The following is a 20,127-nucleotide window of genomic DNA, read 5'->3' as shown; positions in this document are numbered from 1 at the left end:
TAGGCATGAGTTGGATTCGAGGGCAAGCGGCTTCAAACATGCCCGTCCACCCGGGCGCGACTCGCGGACTCAGGCCGGATGGGCTTTACGGCCGCCCGTCCGCTGTGCCATGGCTAGGCCATCGGGGAAGCAGGGAGCGCGCGGGCGCTGAAATAGACGCATGTCGGCCATCGTACAGTTCGAAAATGTCGGCCTGCGCTATGGTCTGGATAGCGAGACGCTGTCCGACGTCAGCTTCTCCCTGGCGAGCGGCGGCTTCTATTTCCTGACCGGCGCGTCGGGCGCGGGCAAGACATCGCTGCTGAAGCTCCTCTACCTCGCCCAGCGGCCCAGCCGCGGCGTCATCCGCCTGTTCGGGGAGGATGTCGTGACACTGCCCCGCAAGCGCCTGCCGGGGTTCCGCCGACGCATCGGGGTGGTGTTCCAGGATTTCCGGCTGGTCCCGCATCTCTCGGTCTATGACAATATCGCCCTGCCGCTGCGGGTCGCGGGCATGGAGGAGAGCGAGATCGACCTGCCCGTCAGCGAGATGCTGAACTGGGTGGGACTGGGCGATCGCGGCCAGGCCCGCCCCGCCACCCTGTCGGGCGGGGAACAGCAGCGCGTCGCCATCGCCCGCGCCGTCATCGGCCGCCCGGAAATACTGGTGGCGGACGAGCCGACCGGCAATGTCGACGCCGACATGGCCCGCCGCCTCATGACCCTGTTCGAAGCGCTCAACCGGCTGGGCACCACCATCGTCGTCGCCACCCACGACCTGCCGCTGATCGCGCAGGTGGGCAGCGCGCAGATGATGAAGCTGGACAAGGGCCGTCTGTCCGATCCGACCGGATCGCTGCGCTACCCGCCCCGACCGCAGGCGGCCGGTTGATGGCGTCCCCCGGCGCCATGGGCAATCGCCGCGCCGCCGCCGCCGCGCGCCACCGGCTGCTGCCGGAGGGGCGGGTGGCCGGGCCCATGCCCTGGATCATTGCCATCATGATGTTCCTGACGGTCCTGTCGGCCGCTGCCGGTCTGGGCCTGGGCGCGGCGGTGAAGGCGATGGGCGCCGACCTTGCCGGGCGCGCGACGGTGCAGATCGTGGAAGCCAATGCCGAACAGCGCGAGCGCCTCAGCGCCGCCATGGCCGCCGCACTGCGCAAGGACGCGACCGTCCGCGCCGTTCGTCCGGTCCCGTCCGCCGCGCTGGCGGAGCAGATCCGTCCCTGGCTTGGGCAGGACGCGGCCAGCGGCGACCTGCCGATACCGGCGCTGATCGACATCGAACTCACGCCGGGCCAGACGGACGCGAAGGTCGAGCGGCTCCGCCGACAGCTCCATGCCCTCTCGCCAAAGGCCCGCATCGAACCCCATGCCGCCTTCCTCGCGCCGCTCGCGGATCTGCTTTCCGCGCTTGGCTGGCTGGCGGCGGGCATCGTCGTGCTGATGACGCTGGCGACCGGCGCGGTGGTCGTCCTCGCCGCCCGCGCCGCGCATGACAGCCATCGCGGCACCATCGACGTGCTGCACCTGATGGGCGCGACCGACGTGCAGATCGCCCGGCTGTTCCAGCGGCGCATCGGCCTCGACGCGCTGTTCGGGGGCGCGCTCGGCTTTGCCTGCGCATTGCTGGTGATCCTGCTGCTGGGCGCGCGGCTGCTGGCGACGGGATCGGAACTGCTGAGCGGCGTCCAGCTGCCGTGGACAAGCTGGGCCGCGCTGGCCGCGATACCCATGGGCTGCGTGCTGCTGGCGCGGATCGCGGCGCGCTGGACGGTGCTGCGGTCGCTGGGGCGGCTGCTGTGATCGTCCGCTTCATCGCCGTCACCCTGTTGGGGTGGATGCTGGGCTTCGCCTGGTTCGCGATCTTCCTGCCCCAGCCGCTGGACGGTCGCCAGACCGACGCGATCGTCGTGCTGACCGGCGGGGCCGGGCGTATCGACCGCGGCCTTTCCCTGCTTCAGGACGGCGCGGCCAAGCGGATGCTGATCTCCGGCGTCGACCGCTCGGTCCGTCCGGCGGAGCTGGCCGCGCAATATAAGGCGCCTGAACGCCTCTTCTCCTGTTGCATCACGCTTGGCCGCGAAGCCATCGACACCCGGTCCAACGCCATAGAGACAGCGCACTGGCTGGAACGGCGGGATTTCAAGACGGTGCGCCTCATCACCACCGACTGGCACATGCGGCGTTCCGCGCTCGAACTGCGGCAGGCCTTGCCCGAACGGGTCACGCTGGTCTACGACGCCGTGCCCAGCCGCCCCAGCCTCACCATGCTGGCGCGTGAATATAATAAATATCTGCTGCGCCGGGCGGCGGCGCTTATTGGTATCTGAACGGTTCACCCGGAATGCTGACCGCGCTGCGATCCCTCGCCTTCATGTCGATCTTCTATCCGGGATCGCTGCTGTTCGTCCTTGCGGCCATGGCGGTCAATCTGGTCGCGCCCCGCTCCATTCCCCGCGTCGCCACTGCGTGGAGCCGCTTTCATCGCGGCTGCGCGCGCTGGCTGCTGGGGCAGAAGGTCCGGGTCGAGGGAAGGCTGGAGGACGGTCCCTATCTCTACATCCTCAAGCATGAATCGATGTTCGAGACGATCGACCTGCTCTGCCTGCTGGATCGTCCCGCCATCGCCGCCAAGCGTGAGCTGTTCGACATTCCGCTCTGGGGCCGCATCGCCCGCCGCTATGGCCTGATCCCCATCGAACGCAGCGCCGGGGCGAGCGCGCTGCGCGCCCTGCGCGCCGCCGCCAAGGCCGCCACGGCGGAGGGCCGCGCCATCTGCCTCTTCCCCGAAGGCACCCGCGTTCCCCATGGCGAAAGCCCGCCCTTGCGCGCCGGTTTCGCGGGGCTCTACGTGCTGCTGGGCCTGCCGGTCGTGCCCGTCGCGGTCGACAGCGGCCGCGTCTCGCCCCGCGGCAAGTTCATGAAGCGCAGCGGCACGATCACTTACAAGGTGGGCGAGATCGTTCCGCCCGGCCTGGATCGACGGGAAGCGGAAGTTCGCGTCCATGCGGCCATCAATGCGCTGAACGAGCCTTTATAGGCCGATATGCTCCTGCGAAGGCAGGCGAACGCCCGAATCAATGCGAACGCCCGAAGTCGGGCTTGGGATCGTCCTGCCCCTGTTCGATGATCGACCGCCGGATCGCCCGCGTGCGGGTGAACAGGTTGAACAGCGCATCCCCGTCATTCCAGCGGATCGCCCGCTGCAAGGCCGACAGATCCTCCGAAAAGCGCTGGAGCATCTCCAGCACCGCATCCTTGTTCGCCAGGAACACGTCGCGCCACATGGTCGGATCGGACGCGGCGATGCGGGTGAAGTCGCGGAAGCCGCCCGCGGAATATTTGATGACTTCCGACTGGGTCACATTCTCCAGATCGCTGGCCGTGCCGACGATGGTATAGGCGATGAGGTGCGGCAAATGGCTGGTCACCGCCAGCACCAGATCGTGATGCGCCGGGTCCATCGTCTCGACATCCGCGCCGACGCGCCGCCACAGCTCCGACACGCGCTCGACCGCCGCCGGATCGGCGTCGGCGGGCGGCGTCACGATGCACCAGCGGCCCCGGAACAGGGAGGCGAAGCCCGCTTCCGGCCCGCTATTCTCCGTGCCCGCGACGGGATGGGCGGGAATGACCGTGCGCCCGGGCAAGGCAATGTTCAACTGCGCCAGCACATCGGCCTTGCAGGAGCCGACATCGCTGATGATCGCCTCCGCAGGCAGATCGTCGGCAATCTCCGCCGCCGCCGCGCCCATGGCCCGCACCGGCACGCACAGCACGACCAGATCGGCATCCGTCACCGAAGCGCCCGCCGTATCGGTCACGTCGTCGCACAGATCGATGGCCCGCGCGATCTCCCGCACGCCGGCATCGGCATCATGGCCCGTCACCCGAACGGTCGGCATGGCTTCGCGGATCGCCCGCGCCAGCGAGGAGCCGATCAGGCCCAGCCCAATGATCGTGACGCGCGAGAATGGCAGCATCAGGCCGCTTCCGCCATGGCGCGCAGCTTGGCCGCGACCTTGCGCATCTGATCCTCGGTGCCGATGGTGATGCGCAGACCGTTGGGCAGACCCTGCCCCGGCAGCCAGCGGGTGGCGAAGCCTTCGTCCCACAGGCCCTTCATCGCCGCCTCGGCCGTCAGCCGGCCGTCGAACAGGATGAGCAGGAAATTCGCCTTGCTCGGCACGGCGCGCAGCCCATGGTTGGACAGCGCGGCGATCTCGCCCGCCAGCCATTCGCGCCATTGCCGGTTATGTGTCCGGCTCGCCTCGACCCAGGCGGCGTCCTCGATCGCCGCCACCGCAGCGGCCTGCCCGGCCGTCGTCACGTTGAACGGCGCGCGGATGCGATGCAGCACGTCGATCACCTCTGCGCTGGCATAGCCCCAGCCGATCCGCTCGGCGGCAAGCCCGTAAATCTTCGAAAATGTCCGGGTCACGAACATATTGGCGGCATTCTTCGCCAGTTCCAGCCCGCCATCATCCTCGTCCGCGTCCAGATATTCGGCATAGGCCTGATCCAGCACGAACAATATGTCGGGCCGCAGACCGGCATGCAGCCGCGCAATCTCTTCCCGCGACGTCATGGTGCCGGTCGGGTTGTTGGGGTTGGCGAGGAAGACGACCTTGGTCTTCTCCGTCACCGCCGCGAGCAGCGCATCCACATCGGTCGCATAATCGGCGTCCGGCGCGATGACCGGCGTCGCCCCCACGCGCCGCGCCGCGATGTCGTACACCGAAAAGCCGTAGCGGACGTAGAGCACCTCATCCCCCGGCCCGGCATAGGCGCTCGCCGCGATGTGCAGCAATTCGTCCGACCCCGTGCCGTAGATCACCCGCGCCGGGTCCAGCCCATGCGCCGCCGCGATCGCCTCGCGCAGCCTGGCTGCGCCGGGATCGGGATAGGTCGCCAGATCCGCCGTTGCCGCGACCAGCGCGGCCCGCGCCGCTTCCCCGGTGCCCAGCGGATTTTCATTGGCGGACAGCTTCACCAGCGGTCGCCCGTCATCGGCGGCCGACTTGCCGGGAACATAGGGCGAAATGCCGAGGATCCAGTCTTTGGGGGCAGGCTTTGTCATGCGCCGCGCTTTAGCGTCATCGAAGCGAAACGCAAAGCGCTTGGATGCGGGCGCCCGCTTCTCACACCACGGGGGTCAGCAGGGGCTCGCCCGCCGCCCAGGCATCCAGATTGGCCAGCACCAGATCGGCCATCGCCTTGCGCGTCTCGACGGTCGCGCTGCCCTGATGCGGTTGCAGCACCACATGATCCATCGCCAACAGCGCTTCCGGCACATGCGGCTCGTTCGCGAACACGTCGAGACCCGCGCCCGCGATCCGTCTTTCCCCCAGCGCCGCCACCAGCGCGTCCTCATCGATCACGCTGCCCCGGCTGATGTTGATGATCACGCCCTCGGGGCCCAGCGCATCCAGCATCGCCGCATCGACCAGCCCGCGCGCCTCCGGCCCGCCGGAGGTCGCGACAATGACGACATCGCTCTGCCGCGCGAAATCCAGCGGATCGGCCACATAGCGACAGGTCGTATCCGCCACCGCCCGCCGGCTGTGGTAGATAATCTCCCCCGCCACCGGCTCCAGCCGCCGGGCGATGGCGCGCCCGATCCGGCCCAGTCCCAAAATCCCGATCCGCTTGCCCGTCACGCGCCCGCACAGCGGCGGCTTCACGCCCCGCGCCCAGTCCCCGGCCCGCACCATCCGGTCATTGGCCGCGATATTGCGCACCGTCGCATAGAGCAGCCCCACCGCCAGGTCGGCCACGTCATCGGTCAGCACGTCCGGCGTATTGGTGACGCGGATGCCCTTTGCCCGTGCATGATCGACATCGACCTTGTCATAGCCAACCGAAAACAGCCCGATCATCTCCAGCTTCGGCAGGGCGTCCATGATCGCCGCGGAGGCGCCGACCGATCCGAAGGATACCAGCGCCCGCGCCTCCCGCGCTTCGGGCGGCAGCGCATCCGGATCGGCATCCGCCGCAAGGGCGTGAACCGCAAAGCGCCGTGCCAGCCCGTCGTCCAGATAGGGATAGAGCGGGCCATAGGTCAGGATGGGGATGGCAGAATGGTCGGTCATGCCAGTCATCTAGGCGAAGGAAGGGCCGATTGACAGAGCCCGGCCCCGGTCCTAGCCCGAACCGATATGGCCAGCGCGTCCTTTCCCGATGACACCCGTTTCGGCCTGCGCCGGCAGGCGCGGCTGCCCGGCCCGCTGCGGCTGGACAGCGGAGCCGCGCTGGGGCCGGTGGACATCGCCTATGAAACCTATGGGCGGATGAACGCGGACCGTTCCAACGTCATCCTCATCTGCCACGCGCTGACCGGCGACCAATATGTCGCGTCGGACCATCCCGTCACCGGCAAGCCCGGTTGGTGGTGGCGGCTGGTGGGGGAGGGGAAGCCGGTCGACCCCGCCCGTCATTTCATCGTCTGCGCCAATGTCATCGGCAGTTGCATGGGCTCCAGCGGGCCTGCCAGCCTGGACCCCGCGACCGGCGATCCCCATGCGATGCGCTTTCCGGTGATCACCATCGCCGACATGGTCCGCGCCCAGGCGATGCTGCTCGATCATCTGGGCGTGGACCGGCTTCATGCCGTGATCGGCGGTTCCATGGGCGGCATGCAGGCGCTGATCTGGCCCACCCTTTATCCGGAACGTGTCGAAAGCTGCGTCGTCATCGCCTCCACGGCGCGACACAGCGCCCAGAACATCGCCTTCCACGAAGTCGGGCGGCAGGCGATCATGGCCGACCCCAACTGGCGCGGCGGCGACTATTATGCGGACGGCGCGATCCCCAGCGCGGGCCTGGCGGTGGCGCGCATGGCCGCGCACATCACCTATCTTTCCGAAGCGGGCCTCACGGAGAAATTCGGGCGTCGTCTTCAGGGGCGCCCGGAAAACCCGAATGGGTCCAAGACCTTCGGCTTCGACGCCGATTTCCAGGTGGAATCCTATCTGCGCCACCAGGGGCTGAGCTTCGTCGAGCGGTTCGACGCCAACAGCTATCTCTACATCACCCGCGCCATGGACTATTATGACATTGCGGAGGATCATGGCGGCAGCCTTGCCAAGGCCTTTACGGCATCCAGGGCGCGTTTCTGCCTCGTCAGCTTCGACACGGACTGGCTCTATCCCACGGCGGAATCCCGCCTGATCGTCCACGCGCTCAATGCCGGCGGCGCGCAGGCGAGCTTCGTCGAACTCTCCAGCCCGTTCGGCCATGACGCCTTCCTGCTGGAATGCCCGGAACTGAACCGGGTGGTGGACGGCTTCCTGAAGGGCGGCCGCGCATGAGCCTGCGTCCCGACCTCGCCCTGATCGCCCGTACCGTGACCCCCGGCGCGCGGGTGCTGGACGTGGGCTGCGGCGACGGCGCGCTGATGGCGGCGCTGCGCGACACCAAACGGGTCGACGCGCGCGGCCTTGAAATCGACCCGCACAATGTCGCCGCCGCCGTTGGCCGGGGACTTTCGGTGGTGCAGGGGGACGCCGACACCGACCTTGTCACTTATCCCGAAGCCAGCTTCGACTATGCGATCTTGAGCCAGACGCTCCAGACCACCCGACGCCCGGACCGCGTGGTGGAGGAACTGCTGCGCATTGGCCGTCAGGCCTTCGTATCCTTCCCCAATTTCGCCCATTGGCGCGGGCGGCTGTCGCTGTTCTGGGGCGGGCGCATGCCGGTGACGCGCCTGCTGCCCGACACATGGTACGATACGCTCAACATCCACCATGTCACGGTCGACGATTTCCGCGCCCTGGTGAAGGATCGCGGCTGGACCATAGACGGCCAATGGTTCCTGAAGGGCGACCGGGAAACCACCCATGCGAACGCCAATCTGTTCGCGGAACATGCGGTGTTTCTGCTGCGGCGGTAAGCGGGAGGGGTGGAATCAGGACATCCCCCCTCCCACAGGCGGGAGGGGGCTAGGGGGTGGGCTGGCGCGGCATCTGCGTGAATTTTCAACGCCTAAGCTGGAAGCTCGCTGCGCTCGCGCCCACCCCTAACCCCTCCCGTTTACGGGAGGGGAATGTCTTGGATTTGGCCAAAATCCGCCAAGCCGGATCGATCAATTACCGACCGGCTGGCCATCCGTACGGCGCACCACGATGGTCGAGGAGCGTGGCTGCTGCCCCGATACCGGCCAGTTGCCGGTCGGATGCTGGATGTTGATGAAGAAGCTCTTGAGGTCCGGCGTATAGGCGATGCCGGTGATCTCGCAACCCACGGGACCGACCAGGAAGCGCTTGGATGCCTTGCTCGTCTGGTCGACATGGTACATCGAATTGTTGCCGAAGGCCTGGGTCATGTTGACCGCCGCACCGTTCAGCGTGCCCGCATTGCCGGTGAGATTATGATCGGTCTGGACCCACAGGCGGCCCTGCGGATCGATGCGGAGGCCATCGGGGCTGGAGAAATAATCGCCGCTGATGTTCCCCTTCAGGTTCGCTTCGGCCAGATTGGGATTGCCCGCCAGCAGGAAGACTTCCCAGGTGAAGCGGGTCGCCAGCGGCGAATCGCCATTTTCGCGGAACTTCAGGATATGACCGTGCAGGTTGGTCGTGCGCGGATTGGGGTTATCGGTGACGCGGCGGCTGCTATTGTTGGTGAGCGTGACGAAGATCGCTTGGCGGTTCGGCGCGACCGTGATCCATTCCGGCCGGTCCATCAGCGTACCGCCGGCGACGCGCGCCGCCGACTGGGCGTTGATGAGCACATCGGCCGTACTGTTGAAGCTGACCGTCGTGGGGGTCGGCGGGGTGGTCGACTGGCTGACATTGCCCGGGTCGGAGGCATTGGCGACCAGGCCATTCTGCCCCTGCACCAGCGCCCGCCATTCACCCGTACCATCCGCGTTGAAGCGCGCCACATAAAGCGTGCCATAGTCGAGCATGTCGATGTTCGACGCGCGGTTGCCGGTGCTGTAGGCGCGGTCGGGCACGAATTTGTAGATGCATCCCGGCGTCGAATCGTCGCCCATATAGAAGGCGACGCGGTTGTTGGCATCGTCCATATAGGTGGTATTCTCATGGGAGAAGCGGCCCATGGCGGTGCGCTTGGTCGGCGCGGCCAGTTCCTGATAGGGGTCGATCTCTACCACCCAGCCATAATTGTTGTTGGGCTGCGTCGGGTCGAGATAGTTGTTGGTCGTCTCCTCGCAGGTCAGATAGGTGCCCCAGGGCGTGCGGCCCGAGGAGCAGTTGTTGAGCGTGCCGCGGATGGTCGGGGAGAGCAGGCCCGCGGCGGGGCCGCCGACGCGATAGTCCGTGTTGCCGCTATAGCGCTTGTTGAAACGCGAGCCCGCCTTGACCGCGAACTTGCCGTCCGTGCCCTTGGCGACCTCCACGACGGAAACGCCGACCGCCGACAGGGCGATGGCCTTCTGGTCGGCCGTGGCGGTGGCGGCATTATAGGCGCCGCTGGAAAAGAGGATGTTGTAATCCGGCAGTTCATGGTTGATCGCCAGCAGGCCGCCGCTGTTCGGGTCGACGCCCGACAGTTCGAAAAATTCCATGCCGTCATGATTGCCGCCCGCCCAGAAATTGGTCTGGGCCGCGCTGCCGGGGAAGCTGCCGGGGGCATAGGCGGTGCCGGTTTCGACCGAGTCGCCTGCTTTCAGCAGCACATCGACGGTGTAGCCGGCGGGAACCGTGACCGTGTCGTTGCCGTTGATCGCGACCGGTGCGAAGTTGATGGCGTAGCTGGGCGCCGGGGCTGGCGTCGGCGTGGGCGTGGGTGTCGGCGAGCCGGAATCGTCATCGTCGCCGCAGGCCGTGAGCGCACCCAGAATCGGCAGCATGGAAAGGCCGAGCAGGCCGTTCTTCAGCACGGTGCGGCGCGCCGGATTGGCGGCAACGATCGATTCCAGGCTGTCTTCGCCGGCAGTGATCTTGGGCTGCGCATCGCGGAAAGCCGCGCGCGCCTCGTCGGTCAGATGAGACATGGATGAATACCCCTGTGTACAATCCGGGCTGTCGGCTGAACGCCGCGCCCTTGGCGACGGCGGCATGGCAGAGCCGCGTGACGACATGGCTGCAAAAGGGAGACGGATCGATGAAAGCTGTATGACCGGGCGGTGACAATCCCGGCTTCAGGCGGCGGAGAGGGAGGATTTCATGGCCGCAACGGGCAAACCCGCGCCCTAGAGCAGAGCGTTCACCTGCTCTATGAAGCGCAGCACGGAAATCGGCTTGGACACATAGGCCTGCGCGCCTGCCCCGCGAATCCGTTCCTCATCGCCATGGCCCGCATAGGCGGTGACCGCCATGATCGGCACCGACGACAATTGCGCGTCCCGCTTCAGCGAGATGATGAGGTCGAGCCCGCTGATATGCGGCAGGTGAATGTCGGTGATCACCAGGTCCGGATGGAATTCGCGCGCCTGCGCCAGCAGGTCACGCCCGTCGCGCAGCGGCAGCACCTCATGCCCGTGCGCGCGCAGCAGGTCACAAAAAAGTTTGAGATTGAGTTCGTTGTCCTCGACAACGAGCACGCGCTTTGCCACCAGTCACCCGCGTTTGGAGAAATCCGCAAACATAATGGAAGTGCGTCCCCCTAGGCCCGCCCTTCGTTGAGATCAATCATGCGTCCCGACATTAACCATGGCAAGCAACATATCCCAGACGAGACCCGGGAGCCATCCGTTCTGGCCCTGATGGCGCTGGCCTGGACACTGGCGGACGATCGCCGCGCCGACCGGCTGCTGGCGCTGACCGGGCTGGACGCCGATACGTTGAGGAACGGCGTGGGCGATCCGGCGATATTGAGTGCGGTGCTGGGCTTCCTGGCCGATCATGAGCCGGATCTGATCGCCTGTGCCGAAAGCATCGACAGCAGGCCGGAGGCGCTGATCGCCGCAAGGGAGTCCCTGATCGCATGACCCGCCCCCTGATCATCACCGACTGCGACGAGGTGCTGCTGCATATGGTGGTGCCCTTCCGGCAATGGCTGGACGAGAACCACAATGTCCATTTCGACATGCGTGAGCGCGGCTTTGGCGGGGCGCTGCGGCACAAGGACAGCGGCCAGCCGCTGGAGCGCGCGCTGGTGTGGGAATTGCTGATCGGTTTCTTCGATACGGAAATGCATCGCCAGACGCCGATCGCCGGGGCGGTGGAGGCGATGCGCCGCCTGAGCGGGATCGCGGACATCGTTGTCCTCACCAATATCACGGAGCGGCATCACCGGCAGAGGGAGGAGCAGCTCGCGACCCATGGCCTCCCCTTCACCGTCTATTGGAACCAGGGCGGCAAGGGTCAGCCGCTGGCCGCCATCGTCGCGGAGCGCCGGCCCAGCGTCGCCCTGTTCATCGACGACCTGGCCGAGCATCATGGCTCGGTGGCGGATCATGCGCCGGGCGTCTGGCGCCTGCACATGGTGGGTGAGCCGGAGATCGCCAGCACGATAGCCGCCGCGCCGCGGGCCCACGCCCGGATCGACGACTGGGCGGCCGCCGAAACCTGGATCACGGCCCGATTGGCCGAGGGTCCGGCGCCCGAAACCTTACAGACCACTCAAGGAGCATCCGCATGAGCATCGAAGCCCGCCTGACCGAATTGGGCATCACCCTGCCCGCTGCCGCCGCGCCGGTCGCCGCCTATGTTGCGGCGGTGGAAGCGAATGGCCTGCTGCATATCTCCGGGCAGATCTCGCTGTCCGACGGCCAGTTGATGACGGGCCGGCTGGGCGAGGATCGCGACCTCGACTATGGCGTCAAGGCGGCGCGGGCCTGCGGCCTCAACCTGATCGCCCAGATGAAGGCGGCGCTCGGCAGCCTGGACCGGGTCGAACGGATCGTGAAGCTGGGCGCCTTCATCAGCAGCACGCCCGAATTCACCGACCAGCCCAAGGTCGCCAATGGCGCGTCCGAACTGATGGTCGAGGTCTTCGGGGACGCGGGCAAGCATGCCCGCAGCGCGGTGGGCGTGCCGGTGCTGCCGCTGGGCGCGGTGGTCGAGATCGACGCGATCGTCCTTGTCCGCCCGGCCTGACGCCTTCCCCTTCCTGATCGCCCGCCCCTTCGCCCATCGCGGGCTGCATGGGGGCCGGATCAGCGAGAACGGCATGGCGGCTTTCGCGGCCGCCATCGCCGGCGGTTTCGGCATCGAATGCGATGTCCGCCTCAGCCGCGATAATGTGGCGATTGTCTTCCACGACGCCGTGCTGCGCCGCATGACGGGCGAGAATGGGGCTGTGCAGGATCATGATGCCGGGGCGATAGACCGGCTGATGCTGCCGGACGGCGGCGGCGTTCCCCGCCTTCGCGCTCTGCTCGACCTGTGCGGGACGGACGTTCCGCTGCTCATCGAGATCAAGGTGGACGGGCGGCATGTCGAACCGATCTGCGTAGCGGTTGCCGACGATCTCGCGCGGCGGCCCAAGACGCCGGCGGCCGTCATGTCCTTCAATCCCGTGGCGATGCGCTGGTTCCGGCGTCACCGTCCCATGGTCGCGCGCGGGCTGGTGATTACGGAGCAGGGCAAGCGCGGCTGGCGCGATAGAATCGGGCGCGCCCTTGCACTTTGGGCGGCGAAACCCGATTTTATCGCCTGTGACATTCGCGACCTGCCTTCCTCCTTATCCGTTGACGCCCGCCGGAGGGGCCTGCCCGTGCTGACATGGACGGTGCGTGGCGAGGAGCAGCGTGCCCGCGCGGCGCTGCACGCGGACCAGATCATCTTCGAGCGGTCGCATGACTGAGTGCGTGGCGCGCCTTGCCCAGGGCGTGGCCGAATTGCCGCGCGACGAGTGGGATGCCTGCGCGGGGGATGCCAATCCCTTCATGAGCTGGGATTTCCTGACGGCGCTGGAACGGTCCGGCAGCGTCGGCGGAAATAGCGGCTGGCAGCCCCTGCCGCTGGTCATCGACGGGCCGGATGGGCGGATCGCCGGCGCTGCGCCGCTCTATGGCAAGACCCATAGCCAGGGCGAATATGTGTTCGACCATGGCTGGGCCGATGCCTGGGAGCGGGCCGGCGGGCAATATTATCCGAAGATCCAGATCGCCGCGCCCTTTTCGCCGGTGCCGGGCCCCCGGCTGCTGCTGCGCGACGAAACCCTCGCCCCGGCGCTGATCGCCGGGATCGAGGCGGTGGTGCAGCAGAATGAGCTGTCCTCCGCCCATGCGACCTTCATCGCGCCGGAGCAGGTGCCGCTGTTCGAGGCGGCGGGCTGGCTGATCCGGGAAGACAGCCAGTTCCACTGGACCAATCGCGGCTATGGCGATTTCGGCGACTTCCTGGCCGACCTGTCGAGCGCCAAGCGCAAGAATATCCGCAAGGAACGTGAAAGGGCGGTCGAGGGGCTGGAGATCGTCCACCTGACCGGCGCCGCGCTGACCGAGGCGCATTGGGACATATTCTGGACCTTCTACCAGGATACCGGCGCGCGCAAATGGGGGCGCCCCTATCTGACCCGCGCCTTCTTCTCCATGCTGGGGGAAAGCATGGCGGACCGGGTGCTGCTGGTGCTGGCGCTGCGGCATGGGCAACCGATCGCCGGCGCGCTCAACCTGATCGGCGCGGATACGCTCTATGGACGCTATTGGGGCTGTACCGAGGACGTGCCCAATCTGCATTTCGAGCTATGCTATTATCAGGCGATCGACATCGCCATCGCCCGCCGGCTGAAACGGGTGGAGGCTGGCGCACAGGGTGGCCACAAGCTGGCGCGCGGCTATGCGCCGGAACCGACCTTTTCCGCGCATTTCATACCCAATGCCAGCTTCCGCCGCGCCGTTGCCGACTTCCTGGCGGCAGAGCGGCAGGGCGTGCAGCGCGACAGGATGTGGCTGACCGAAAGGACACCCTTTCGAAAGGGCGAGGCACGGCCGGACTGATGCAAAGGCGCTGTGGGCAGACGGTCAGGTCCGATCAAAGGCGCCCCGTACTCCTGCAAAGGCTGGAGAGTAGCCCCGTTATTTCCCGGTGGGATCATCGCACCGATCCGTTTGCATCGGCGCGGCCGCCCCAGGCTTTTGCCTTGTCGCCATTTCCGGGCGATCGGGCGATGCCCCTGCTGGAAATGCCTAGGCAGCCCGCAATTGCGTCGCGGCGATCAGCGCACGCGCCTGCCGCTGCGCTTCGGCGATTTCGCGCGCCGACATTTCCCCGGCCACTTCCGCGCGCATCGTCTGCCCTTCCTCGCTGCCCTTGAGCGCAGCGAGATTGAACCATTTATGCGCTTCGATCAGATCGACGGGCAGACCGCCCGTGCCACAGCTATAGGCGACACCCAGATCGAAACAGGCCTCCGCCGTTCGGTCGGCTGCCCCCGCGAAGCGGCTTTCCATCAGAAACTGCGCACTCTTCAGTCCATTAGCCATAACCGAATCCCCCTCATGGATTTCGACGCGATGGTTTTCGACGAGCGACAGGCTGCACCGGCAGCGGATAAAAAATGGTTAACGCGGCAGATACCATAGATCGGAGCCGCGATGATGCCATGGGCGGCAAAGGCAATGCCCCGCGAAGGCACTAAAGGGGTGGCGCGTCCGCGCGATTGTCCCTATAGCCACCGGCATGACCGATCAACGCGACGTCGCCGCAGCACAGCCGAAAAAGGACATAGCGTTCCATGAGTTCGTGATGCTGTGCGCCTGCCTGATGGCGATGAACGCGCTGTCGATCGATCCCATGCTGCCCGCCTTGCCCGACATCGGCCGGGATCTTTCGGTCCCGCACCCCAATGACCGGCAGTTGATCATCAGCGCCTATTTCATGGGATTGGGGGTCGGATCGCTATTGTTCGGCGTGCTGTCCGATCGATATGGGCGAAAGCGGGTGCTGGGCAGCGCGATGGCGCTGTTCATCCTCGCCTCCATCGCCTGCGCGGGCGCGCACAGCTTCGCCATGATGCTCGTCGGCCGGGCCAGCGCCGGCTTCTTCGCGGGGGCCAGCCGGGTGATCACCGTCGGCATCGTCCGCGACCGGTTCAGGGGCGATGCGATGGCCCGGGTGATGTCGCTGATCTTCGCCGTTTTCATGCTGATCCCGGTCATGGCGCCGACATTCGGCCAGGCGATATTGTGGATCGCGCCCTGGCGCTGGATCTTCTGGGCGCTCGCGATCCTGGCGACGGCCGTCCTGCTGTGGATGAGCATGCGCCTGCCGGAAACGCTGCTGCCCGAAAATCGCCTGCGCATGAGCGCGGGCACGATTTTCCGCACGGTCGGCACCATCCTGCGCACCCGCACCTCGATCGGCTATATGCTGGCGAGCGGCGTCGTGATGAGTGGCCTGATCGGCTTCATCCTTTCGATACAGCAAATTTTCTTCGACATATTCGGGGCGCAGAGGATCTTCCCCTTCGCCTTCGCTGCCATCGCCGGCAGCATGGGGATCGGCAGCCTGCTCAACAGCCGGCTCGTCTCGCGCTTCGGTGCGCGGCGGTTGAGCCAGACGGCGCTGCTCTGCCTGGTGGCGATCAATGTCACGCATCTGGCGGTGATCCTGACGGGGTACGAAACCATCGTCAGCTTCATGATCCTGCAGGCGGCGACGATGATGACCATCGCCTTCACCGCATCGAATTTCAGCGCGATCTCGATGGAACCCTTCGCAAGGGGCGCGGGCGTCGCCTCCTCCTTCCAGGCGTTCCTGACCACGGCCGTGTCGAGCGCGCTGGGCAGCCTGATCGGCCGCGCCTTCGACGGGACGACATTGCCTTTGACGCTGGGGCTGGCAGTGTTCGGCTCGATCTCCTTCCTGATCGTCGCCTGGGCCGAACGGGGCAATTTGTTCACGCGCCCCCATCATGGCGCGCTGCGCGATCCGGAATTCGAACCGCTGCACTGAAAAGGGGGCGGTGTGGCCGCCCCCCCTTCGTCGATCAGGCGTCCCGGCCGCCGGGCGTATGCGCGCCCGGCAAAGGCGGCACGGGCTGAGGCGGAATGCCGGCATCCTGTTCGTGGGTTTCGATCAGGCCGCGTCCCACATGGCTCTTGCGATAGCCATAGATGAAATAAAGCACGAGGCCGAGGCCGCCCCAGACCGGCAGGACCAGCTGGGCATCGAAGGGCAGGTTGAAGAAGAGGAAGATGCAGCCGACGGCCGCCATCGGGGCGATCACCCACACCAGCGGCGTGCGGAAAGGACGGGCGCGGCCCGGTTCCTTCACACGCAACACCAGCACGGCGATCGACACCATGAAGAAGGCGAAGAGCGTGCCGGAATTGGAGATGTCCGCAAGCTGACCCACGGGCAGCAGCGCGGCGCCGATGGCGACGAAGACGCCCGTCACCATGGTGACGACATGGGGCGTCTTGAACCGGGGATGGATGCTGGCCAGCTTTTCCGGCAGCAGGCCGTCGCGCGCCATCACGAAGAAGATGCGGGTCTGGCCGAACATCATCATCAGGATGACCGAGGGCAGCGCCAGATTGGCGGCAAGGCCCAGGGCATTGCCCACCACGGTCCAGTTGATCTCACGCAGCACATGGGCGAGCGCTTCGTTGGAGCAGACAAGGTCCTTCGCATGGGCCGCGGTGGCGCAGGCGGCGGCGAAACCCTGCGATCCGGGCGCGACGACGGCGCCGTCCGGGCCGAGCACCGGCTGCGCGCCGATGGCGCCGATCGCGCCGCCAGCCACCAGCAGATAGAAGATGGTGCACAGCGCAAGGCTGCCGATCAGGCCGATGGGCACGTTGCGCTGCGGGTTCTTGGTTTCCTCCGCCGCGGTCGAGACGGCGTCGAAACCGACATAGGCGAAGAAGATCGAGGCGGCCGCGCCAACGATGCCCATGCCGCTTGTGCCTTCCGGGCCGAACCAGCCATTGGGCGCGAAGGGCGAGAAATTGCCGGTGTCCAGCACGGGCAGCGTCAAGAGGACGAAGGCAGTGAGCGCTGTCACCTTGATGGCGACGAGCACGGCATTGACGCGGGCGCTTTCCGTGGTGCCGATCACCAGCAGAGCGGTGACGGCGAGCGCAACGACGATGGCGGGAATATTGATGACGCCATGGGAGAAATCGGCATGCGGGATGAGGCCGTTCATCGTCCAGACGGGCCCCGCCGAAAGCGCCTGTGGCAGTTCAAGTCCCGTTATGCTTTTGAGCAATCCCATGAAATAACCGGACCAGCCCACCGAAACGGCGCTGGCCGCGACCGCATATTCCAGGATCAGCGCCCAGCCCACCATCCAGGCGAGCAATTCCCCGACGACCGCATAGGTATAGGTATAGGCGGAACCCGATACGGGTACCATCGAGGCGATCTCGGAATAGCAGAGCGCCGCGAAGGCGCAGACGGCGCCCGCGATGACGAAGCTCCACATCATGCCCGGCCCGGCCTTTTGCGCGGCGGCGGCGGTCAGAACGAAAATACCGGTGCCGATAATCGCGCCGACACCCAACAGCGTCAGTTGAACCGGCCCCAGGGTACGGACGAGAGATTTCTTCTCGGCCGTGGCCAATATGGCATCCAATGGCTTTATGCGCCCGAAAATCATGGTGGAGCCCTTTATCTTTGAAGTCTTTTGCCCAGGCGACCGTTGCGGCCGCTCCCCTTTTGTGATGGAACGGAGACTATCGCCTAATCCGCCGTGCGCAAGTATGTTGCGCATTCAGGACATGGTGCAAAAGCGGTTCCCATGACGATGTTGAGGAGTGAAGCGTGGTCGAGTTGCTGCGGGCTGCGGGTTTGGGCGACGTCCTGCACGGTTTCGCAGGGCGGCGCGGTGGCGTTTCGACCGGAATTCATGCGGGCCTGAACGTCGGACTGGGTTCGGAGGATGAACGGGACGCGGTTCTGCGCAACCGGGATCTCGCCCGCGACGCGCTGCTGCCGGGTGCGGCGCTGGTGACGGTCCACCAGGTTCATTCGCCCGATGTGGTCACGGTCACGGCGCCTGTCGAAGCCGACGAACGGCCGGCAGCCGATGCGATGGTGACCGATCGGCCTGGTTTGATATTGGGGATTCTCACTGCCGATTGCGTGCCAGTGCTGTTTGCCGATGCTTCCGCCGGAGTCGTCGGCGCGGCGCATGCAGGGTGGAAGGGCGCCTTGGGCGGTGTCACGGATCGGACGATCGACGCGATGGAGGCGCTGGGTGCCGCGCGCGACCGGATCGCCTGCGCGATAGGGCCCTGCATCGGGCGCTCATCCTATGAAGTGACCCTGGATTTTGCAGAGCGCTTCGCGGCGGCGGATGCGGAAAATGATCGCTTCTTCTCAGCAGGGCGCGAGGGGCATTGCCAATTCGACATCGCCGCCTATGTAGCTGCGCGGCTGGCAGATGCGGGAATCGGCCAGATCGAACTGCTGGACGAGGACACCTATGGCCAGCCGGACCGCTTTTACAGCTACCGCCGTTCCTGCCATCGGGGAGAAGCCGACTATGGCCGGCAGATTTCGATGATCGCGTTGCAGGATTAGGAGCGGGAATCGGCCGCTCAAAGGACCGTGGCGGGATTCAAACCTCCGCGCACGCCTTCCGCGCTATTTTGCGGCGGAACGCTATTTGGGGAACAGGTCACGCATGTCGACGCAATGAAAGTCCAACACCGATCCGAAAGATCGATGGGACATGTTCATGGCTGATGAAATGGCATTTGAATTGCGGCCTCTGGTTGCGGGAGTAGGATTTGAACCTACGACCTTCAGGTTATGAGCCTGACGAGCTACCGGGCTGCTCCATCCCGCGACACTAGAGATCGCTGTGGAGGCCGCATTTATTGCGAATGGGTTAATGTGAAGCGCGAGCTATAATGCCTGGCGACGCCCTACTCTTCCGGGGCTTGAGCCACAGTACCATCGGCGCAGACTGGTTTCACGTCCGAGTTCGGGAAGGGATCGGGTGGGTCACAGACGCTATGGTCACCAAGCAATAGAGCTTGCGCTTCGGGTTTTAATCGGTGCCGTGCACTTGGGCGTTTCGGTTGAGAAACGCGTCATCAAATGAGTTGGTTTGTTTATCTGGCATGAGGTTGATCACCACGCTCGATGGCTGACGCTGGTTTGTATCCAGTGTTGTCATTGATGGTGGGACTCTCAGGCGCGATCAGAGCAATTAGGACCGGTTAGCTCCATATGTTACCACACTTCTACATCCGGCCTATCAAGGTCGTGGTCTACGACCGCTCGAAGAAATCTTATCTTGAGGGAGGCTTCCCGCTTAGATGCTTTCAGCGGTTATCCCGTCCATGCATAGCTACCCTGCTGCGCCCTTGGCAGGACGACAGGTACACCAGAGGCATGTTCAACCCGGTCCTCTCGTACTAGGGTCAACTCCTCTCAAATTTCGACGCCCACGGCAGATAGGGACCAAACTGTCTCGCGACGTTCTGAACCCAGCTCACGTACCACTTTAATTGGCGAACAGCCAAACCCTTGGGACCTGCTCCAGCCCCAGGATGTGATGAGCCGACATCGAGGTGCCAAACGATTCCGTCGATATGAGCTCTTGGGAATCATCAGCCTGTTATCCCCGGCGTACCTTTTATCCGTTGAGCGATGGCCCTTCCACGAGGGACCACCGGATCACTATGACCGACTTTCGTCTCTGCTCGACTTGTCAGTCTCGCAGTCAGGCGGGCTTATGCCATTGCACTCTAACAGACGGTTTCCAACCGTCCTGAGCCCACCATCGCGCGCCTCCGTTACTCTTTAGGAGGCGACCGCCCCAGTCAAACTACCCGCCACAGAGGGTCCCTGCACCGGATGACGGTGCGAGGTTAGACATCAGAAAACAACAGGGTGGTATTTCACCTATGGCTCCACCGGAACTGGCGTCCCGGCTTCAAAGCCTCCCACCTATGCTACACAGTTCTTTCCTAATGCCACTCTGAAGCTGCAGTAAAGGTGCACGGGGTCTTTCCGTCTAACCGCGGGTACTCCGCATCTTCACGGAGAATTCAATTTCGCTGAGCATATCCTGGAGACAGTGGGGAAGTCGTTACGCCATTCGTGCAGGTCGGAACTTACCCGACAAGGAATTTCGCTACCTTAGGACCGTTATAGTTACGGCCGCCGTTTACCTGGGCTTCAATTCAGAGCTTGCACTCCTCCTCTTAACCTTCAGGCACCGGGCAGGCGTCAGGCCCTATACGTCGTCTTGAAGCCGACTTAGCAGAGCCCTGTGTTTTTGCTAAACAGTCGCTACCCCCTGGCCTGTGCCCCCCACAAGTGCTTG

21 protein-coding genes, 1 tRNA gene and 2 rRNA genes (1 of these 24 only partly in view) are annotated in these 20,127 nt (G+C 65.3%); 14 read left to right on the top strand and 10 right to left on the bottom strand.

All coding sequences use genetic code 11. The annotated features are described in order from the left end of the window. Positions 1 to 160: 160 nt before the first annotated feature. From ftsE to EGM87_RS15080, 4 genes are read left to right on the top strand one after another with little or no spacing between them, the layout of a single operon-like run. Positions 161 to 871: a cell division ATP-binding protein FtsE gene (gene ftsE / locus EGM87_RS15095; RefSeq protein WP_044661168.1), complete on the top strand. Its 711-nt coding sequence runs from the start codon at positions 161 to 163 to the stop codon at positions 869 to 871. Beyond that, entirely contained in the window at positions 871 to 1,785 is a 915-nt protein-coding gene (locus EGM87_RS15090) for a cell division protein FtsX (RefSeq protein ID WP_044661169.1), read from the top strand. Before ftsE ends, EGM87_RS15090 begins: the two co-directional genes overlap by 1 nt. Then, positions 1,782 to 2,312 (top strand): YdcF family protein, encoded by a 531-nt coding sequence (locus EGM87_RS15085; protein ID WP_044661170.1) that lies wholly within the window; start codon positions 1,782 to 1,784, stop codon positions 2,310 to 2,312. Before EGM87_RS15090 ends, EGM87_RS15085 begins: the two co-directional genes overlap by 4 nt. 14 nt (positions 2,313 to 2,326) lie before the next feature. Beyond that, positions 2,327 to 3,022: a lysophospholipid acyltransferase family protein gene (locus EGM87_RS15080; RefSeq protein ID WP_137709668.1), complete on the top strand. Its 696-nt coding sequence runs from the start codon at positions 2,327 to 2,329 to the stop codon at positions 3,020 to 3,022. A gap of 37 nt (positions 3,023 to 3,059) precedes the next feature. On the opposite strand, the gene EGM87_RS15075 is transcribed toward EGM87_RS15080, so the two are convergent. The 3 genes from EGM87_RS15075 to EGM87_RS15065 all read right to left on the bottom strand — a co-directional run bounded on the left by EGM87_RS15075 (position 3,060) and on the right by EGM87_RS15065 (position 6,083). Then, entirely contained in the window at positions 3,060 to 3,965 is a 906-nt protein-coding gene (locus tag EGM87_RS15075; protein WP_137709669.1) for a prephenate/arogenate dehydrogenase family protein, read from the bottom strand. Next, a complete protein-coding gene (gene hisC / locus EGM87_RS15070) occupies positions 3,965 to 5,062 on the bottom strand; it encodes a histidinol-phosphate transaminase (protein WP_137709670.1) in 1,098 nt (365 codons plus the stop codon). Before hisC ends, EGM87_RS15075 begins: the two co-directional genes overlap by 1 nt. A 61-nt stretch (positions 5,063 to 5,123) precedes the next feature. After that, entirely contained in the window at positions 5,124 to 6,083 is a 960-nt protein-coding gene (locus EGM87_RS15065; RefSeq protein ID WP_137709671.1) for a 2-hydroxyacid dehydrogenase, read from the bottom strand. A gap of 57 nt (positions 6,084 to 6,140) precedes the next feature. Here EGM87_RS15065 and metX point away from each other — a divergent pair, with 57 nt between their 5' ends. After that, complete coding sequence (metX, locus tag EGM87_RS15060; RefSeq protein WP_044661175.1) at positions 6,141 to 7,292, top strand: homoserine O-acetyltransferase MetX; 1,152 nt, start codon at positions 6,141 to 6,143, stop codon at positions 7,290 to 7,292. Continuing rightward, a complete protein-coding gene (gene metW, locus EGM87_RS15055; RefSeq protein WP_044661176.1) occupies positions 7,289 to 7,876 on the top strand; it encodes a methionine biosynthesis protein MetW in 588 nt (195 codons plus the stop codon). The genes metX and metW overlap by 4 nt, the downstream gene beginning before the upstream one ends. 192 nt (positions 7,877 to 8,068) lie before the next feature. Here metW and EGM87_RS15050 read toward each other — a convergent pair whose 3' ends face one another. After that, positions 8,069 to 9,943 (bottom strand): PhoX family protein, encoded by a 1,875-nt coding sequence (locus tag EGM87_RS15050; protein ID WP_137709672.1) that lies wholly within the window; start codon positions 9,941 to 9,943, stop codon positions 8,069 to 8,071. Positions 9,944 to 9,945: 2 nt separating this feature from the next. Between EGM87_RS15050 and EGM87_RS15045 the strand changes: the two genes are divergently transcribed. Beyond that, positions 9,946 to 10,068 carry a hypothetical protein gene (locus EGM87_RS15045; RefSeq protein ID WP_255308956.1) on the top strand — a complete coding sequence of 41 codons (123 nt, stop codon included), beginning with the start codon at positions 9,946 to 9,948 and terminating at the stop codon, positions 10,066 to 10,068. A 73-nt stretch (positions 10,069 to 10,141) separates the two neighbouring features. On the opposite strand, the gene EGM87_RS15040 is transcribed toward EGM87_RS15045, so the two are convergent. Next, on the bottom strand, positions 10,142 to 10,504 hold the full coding sequence (locus EGM87_RS15040) for a response regulator (protein WP_170825584.1): 363 nt from the start codon (positions 10,502 to 10,504) through the stop codon (positions 10,142 to 10,144). A 78-nt stretch (positions 10,505 to 10,582) separates the two neighbouring features. Between EGM87_RS15040 and EGM87_RS15035 the strand changes: the two genes are divergently transcribed. The 5 genes from EGM87_RS15035 to EGM87_RS15015 are packed head-to-tail and all read left to right on the top strand — an operon-like array spanning position 10,583 to position 13,837. Next, a complete protein-coding gene (locus EGM87_RS15035) occupies positions 10,583 to 10,879 on the top strand; it encodes a DUF3572 domain-containing protein (RefSeq protein ID WP_044661152.1) in 297 nt (98 codons plus the stop codon). Beyond that, on the top strand, positions 10,876 to 11,532 hold the full coding sequence (locus EGM87_RS15030; protein WP_137709673.1) for an HAD family hydrolase: 657 nt from the start codon (positions 10,876 to 10,878) through the stop codon (positions 11,530 to 11,532). Before EGM87_RS15035 ends, EGM87_RS15030 begins: the two co-directional genes overlap by 4 nt. Beyond that, positions 11,529 to 11,990, top strand: coding sequence for a RidA family protein (locus EGM87_RS15025; RefSeq protein WP_066552904.1), 462 nt, complete (start codon positions 11,529 to 11,531; stop codon positions 11,988 to 11,990). The genes EGM87_RS15030 and EGM87_RS15025 overlap by 4 nt, the downstream gene beginning before the upstream one ends. Next, complete coding sequence (locus tag EGM87_RS15020) at positions 11,974 to 12,699, top strand: glycerophosphodiester phosphodiesterase family protein (protein WP_044661149.1); 726 nt, start codon at positions 11,974 to 11,976, stop codon at positions 12,697 to 12,699. Before EGM87_RS15025 ends, EGM87_RS15020 begins: the two co-directional genes overlap by 17 nt. Continuing rightward, positions 12,692 to 13,837 (top strand): GNAT family N-acetyltransferase, encoded by a 1,146-nt coding sequence (locus tag EGM87_RS15015; protein ID WP_137709674.1) that lies wholly within the window; start codon positions 12,692 to 12,694, stop codon positions 13,835 to 13,837. The genes EGM87_RS15020 and EGM87_RS15015 overlap by 8 nt, the downstream gene beginning before the upstream one ends. Before the next feature lie 189 nt (positions 13,838 to 14,026). Here EGM87_RS15015 and EGM87_RS15010 read toward each other — a convergent pair whose 3' ends face one another. Then, positions 14,027 to 14,323, bottom strand: a complete 297-nt coding sequence (locus tag EGM87_RS15010; protein WP_044661147.1) for an SEL1-like repeat protein — start codon at positions 14,321 to 14,323, stop codon at positions 14,027 to 14,029. Positions 14,324 to 14,519: 196 nt separating this feature from the next. Here EGM87_RS15010 and EGM87_RS15005 point away from each other — a divergent pair, with 196 nt between their 5' ends. Then, the gene (locus EGM87_RS15005) at positions 14,520 to 15,794 is read left to right on the top strand and encodes a multidrug effflux MFS transporter (protein ID WP_137709675.1); all 1,275 of its coding nucleotides are present in this window, start codon (positions 14,520 to 14,522) and stop codon (positions 15,792 to 15,794) included. Positions 15,795 to 15,828: 34 nt separating this feature from the next. Here EGM87_RS15005 and EGM87_RS15000 read toward each other — a convergent pair whose 3' ends face one another. Further along, a complete protein-coding gene (locus EGM87_RS15000) occupies positions 15,829 to 17,445 on the bottom strand; it encodes an amino acid permease (protein WP_137709676.1) in 1,617 nt (538 codons plus the stop codon). A 164-nt stretch (positions 17,446 to 17,609) separates the two neighbouring features. Here EGM87_RS15000 and pgeF point away from each other — a divergent pair, with 164 nt between their 5' ends. After that, the gene (gene pgeF / locus EGM87_RS14995; protein ID WP_137709677.1) at positions 17,610 to 18,371 is read left to right on the top strand and encodes a peptidoglycan editing factor PgeF; all 762 of its coding nucleotides are present in this window, start codon (positions 17,610 to 17,612) and stop codon (positions 18,369 to 18,371) included. A 191-nt stretch (positions 18,372 to 18,562) separates the two neighbouring features. On the opposite strand, the gene EGM87_RS14990 is transcribed toward pgeF, so the two are convergent. The 3 genes from EGM87_RS14990 to EGM87_RS14980 form a co-directional block, all read right to left on the bottom strand. Further along, positions 18,563 to 18,639, bottom strand: a tRNA-Met gene (locus tag EGM87_RS14990). A 66-nt stretch (positions 18,640 to 18,705) separates the two neighbouring features. Further along, positions 18,706 to 18,820, bottom strand: a 5S ribosomal RNA gene (gene rrf / locus EGM87_RS14985). 165 nt (positions 18,821 to 18,985) lie between these two features. After that, positions 18,986 to 20,127, bottom strand: a 23S ribosomal RNA gene (locus EGM87_RS14980) (it continues 1,653 nt past the right edge of the window).

The sequence above is a fragment of the Sphingobium sp. RSMS genome, from assembly GCF_005406185.4.
In the GTDB taxonomy this organism is placed as follows: domain Bacteria; phylum Pseudomonadota; class Alphaproteobacteria; order Sphingomonadales; family Sphingomonadaceae; genus Sphingobium; species Sphingobium fuliginis.
The sequence above is the reverse complement of the archived record's forward strand: the minus strand, read 5'-3'. Positions and strand labels throughout refer to the sequence as shown.

What these genes read in the sequence shown, in the direction of transcription:
- EGM87_RS15010 (WP_044661147.1), bottom strand. Translation starts at nt 14,323, where the DNA reads ATGGCTAATGGACTGAAGAGTGCGCAGTTTCTGATGGAAAGCCGCTTC.
- metX (WP_044661175.1), top strand. Translation starts at nt 6,141, where the DNA reads ATGGCCAGCGCGTCCTTTCCCGATGACACCCGTTTCGGCCTGCGCCGG.
- EGM87_RS15015 (WP_137709674.1), top strand. Translation starts at nt 12,692, where the DNA reads ATGACTGAGTGCGTGGCGCGCCTTGCCCAGGGCGTGGCCGAATTGCCG.
- EGM87_RS15005 (WP_137709675.1), top strand. Translation starts at nt 14,520, where the DNA reads ATGACCGATCAACGCGACGTCGCCGCAGCACAGCCGAAAAAGGACATA.
- EGM87_RS15045 (WP_255308956.1), top strand. Translation starts at nt 9,946, where the DNA reads ATGAATACCCCTGTGTACAATCCGGGCTGTCGGCTGAACGCCGCGCCC.
- EGM87_RS15025 (WP_066552904.1), top strand. Translation starts at nt 11,529, where the DNA reads ATGAGCATCGAAGCCCGCCTGACCGAATTGGGCATCACCCTGCCCGCT.
- metW (WP_044661176.1), top strand. Translation starts at nt 7,289, where the DNA reads ATGAGCCTGCGTCCCGACCTCGCCCTGATCGCCCGTACCGTGACCCCC.
- EGM87_RS15080 (WP_137709668.1), top strand. Translation starts at nt 2,327, where the DNA reads ATGCTGACCGCGCTGCGATCCCTCGCCTTCATGTCGATCTTCTATCCG.
- EGM87_RS15075 (WP_137709669.1), bottom strand. Translation starts at nt 3,965, where the DNA reads ATGCTGCCATTCTCGCGCGTCACGATCATTGGGCTGGGCCTGATCGGC.
- EGM87_RS15090 (WP_044661169.1), top strand. Translation starts at nt 871, where the DNA reads ATGGCGTCCCCCGGCGCCATGGGCAATCGCCGCGCCGCCGCCGCCGCG.
- EGM87_RS15030 (WP_137709673.1), top strand. Translation starts at nt 10,876, where the DNA reads ATGACCCGCCCCCTGATCATCACCGACTGCGACGAGGTGCTGCTGCAT.
- EGM87_RS15050 (WP_137709672.1), bottom strand. Translation starts at nt 9,943, where the DNA reads ATGTCTCATCTGACCGACGAGGCGCGCGCGGCTTTCCGCGATGCGCAG.
- EGM87_RS15065 (WP_137709671.1), bottom strand. Translation starts at nt 6,083, where the DNA reads ATGACTGGCATGACCGACCATTCTGCCATCCCCATCCTGACCTATGGC.
- ftsE (WP_044661168.1), top strand. Translation starts at nt 161, where the DNA reads ATGTCGGCCATCGTACAGTTCGAAAATGTCGGCCTGCGCTATGGTCTG.
- hisC (WP_137709670.1), bottom strand. Translation starts at nt 5,062, where the DNA reads ATGACAAAGCCTGCCCCCAAAGACTGGATCCTCGGCATTTCGCCCTAT.
- EGM87_RS15000 (WP_137709676.1), bottom strand. Translation starts at nt 17,445, where the DNA reads ATGATTTTCGGGCGCATAAAGCCATTGGATGCCATATTGGCCACGGCC.
- EGM87_RS15035 (WP_044661152.1), top strand. Translation starts at nt 10,583, where the DNA reads ATGCGTCCCGACATTAACCATGGCAAGCAACATATCCCAGACGAGACC.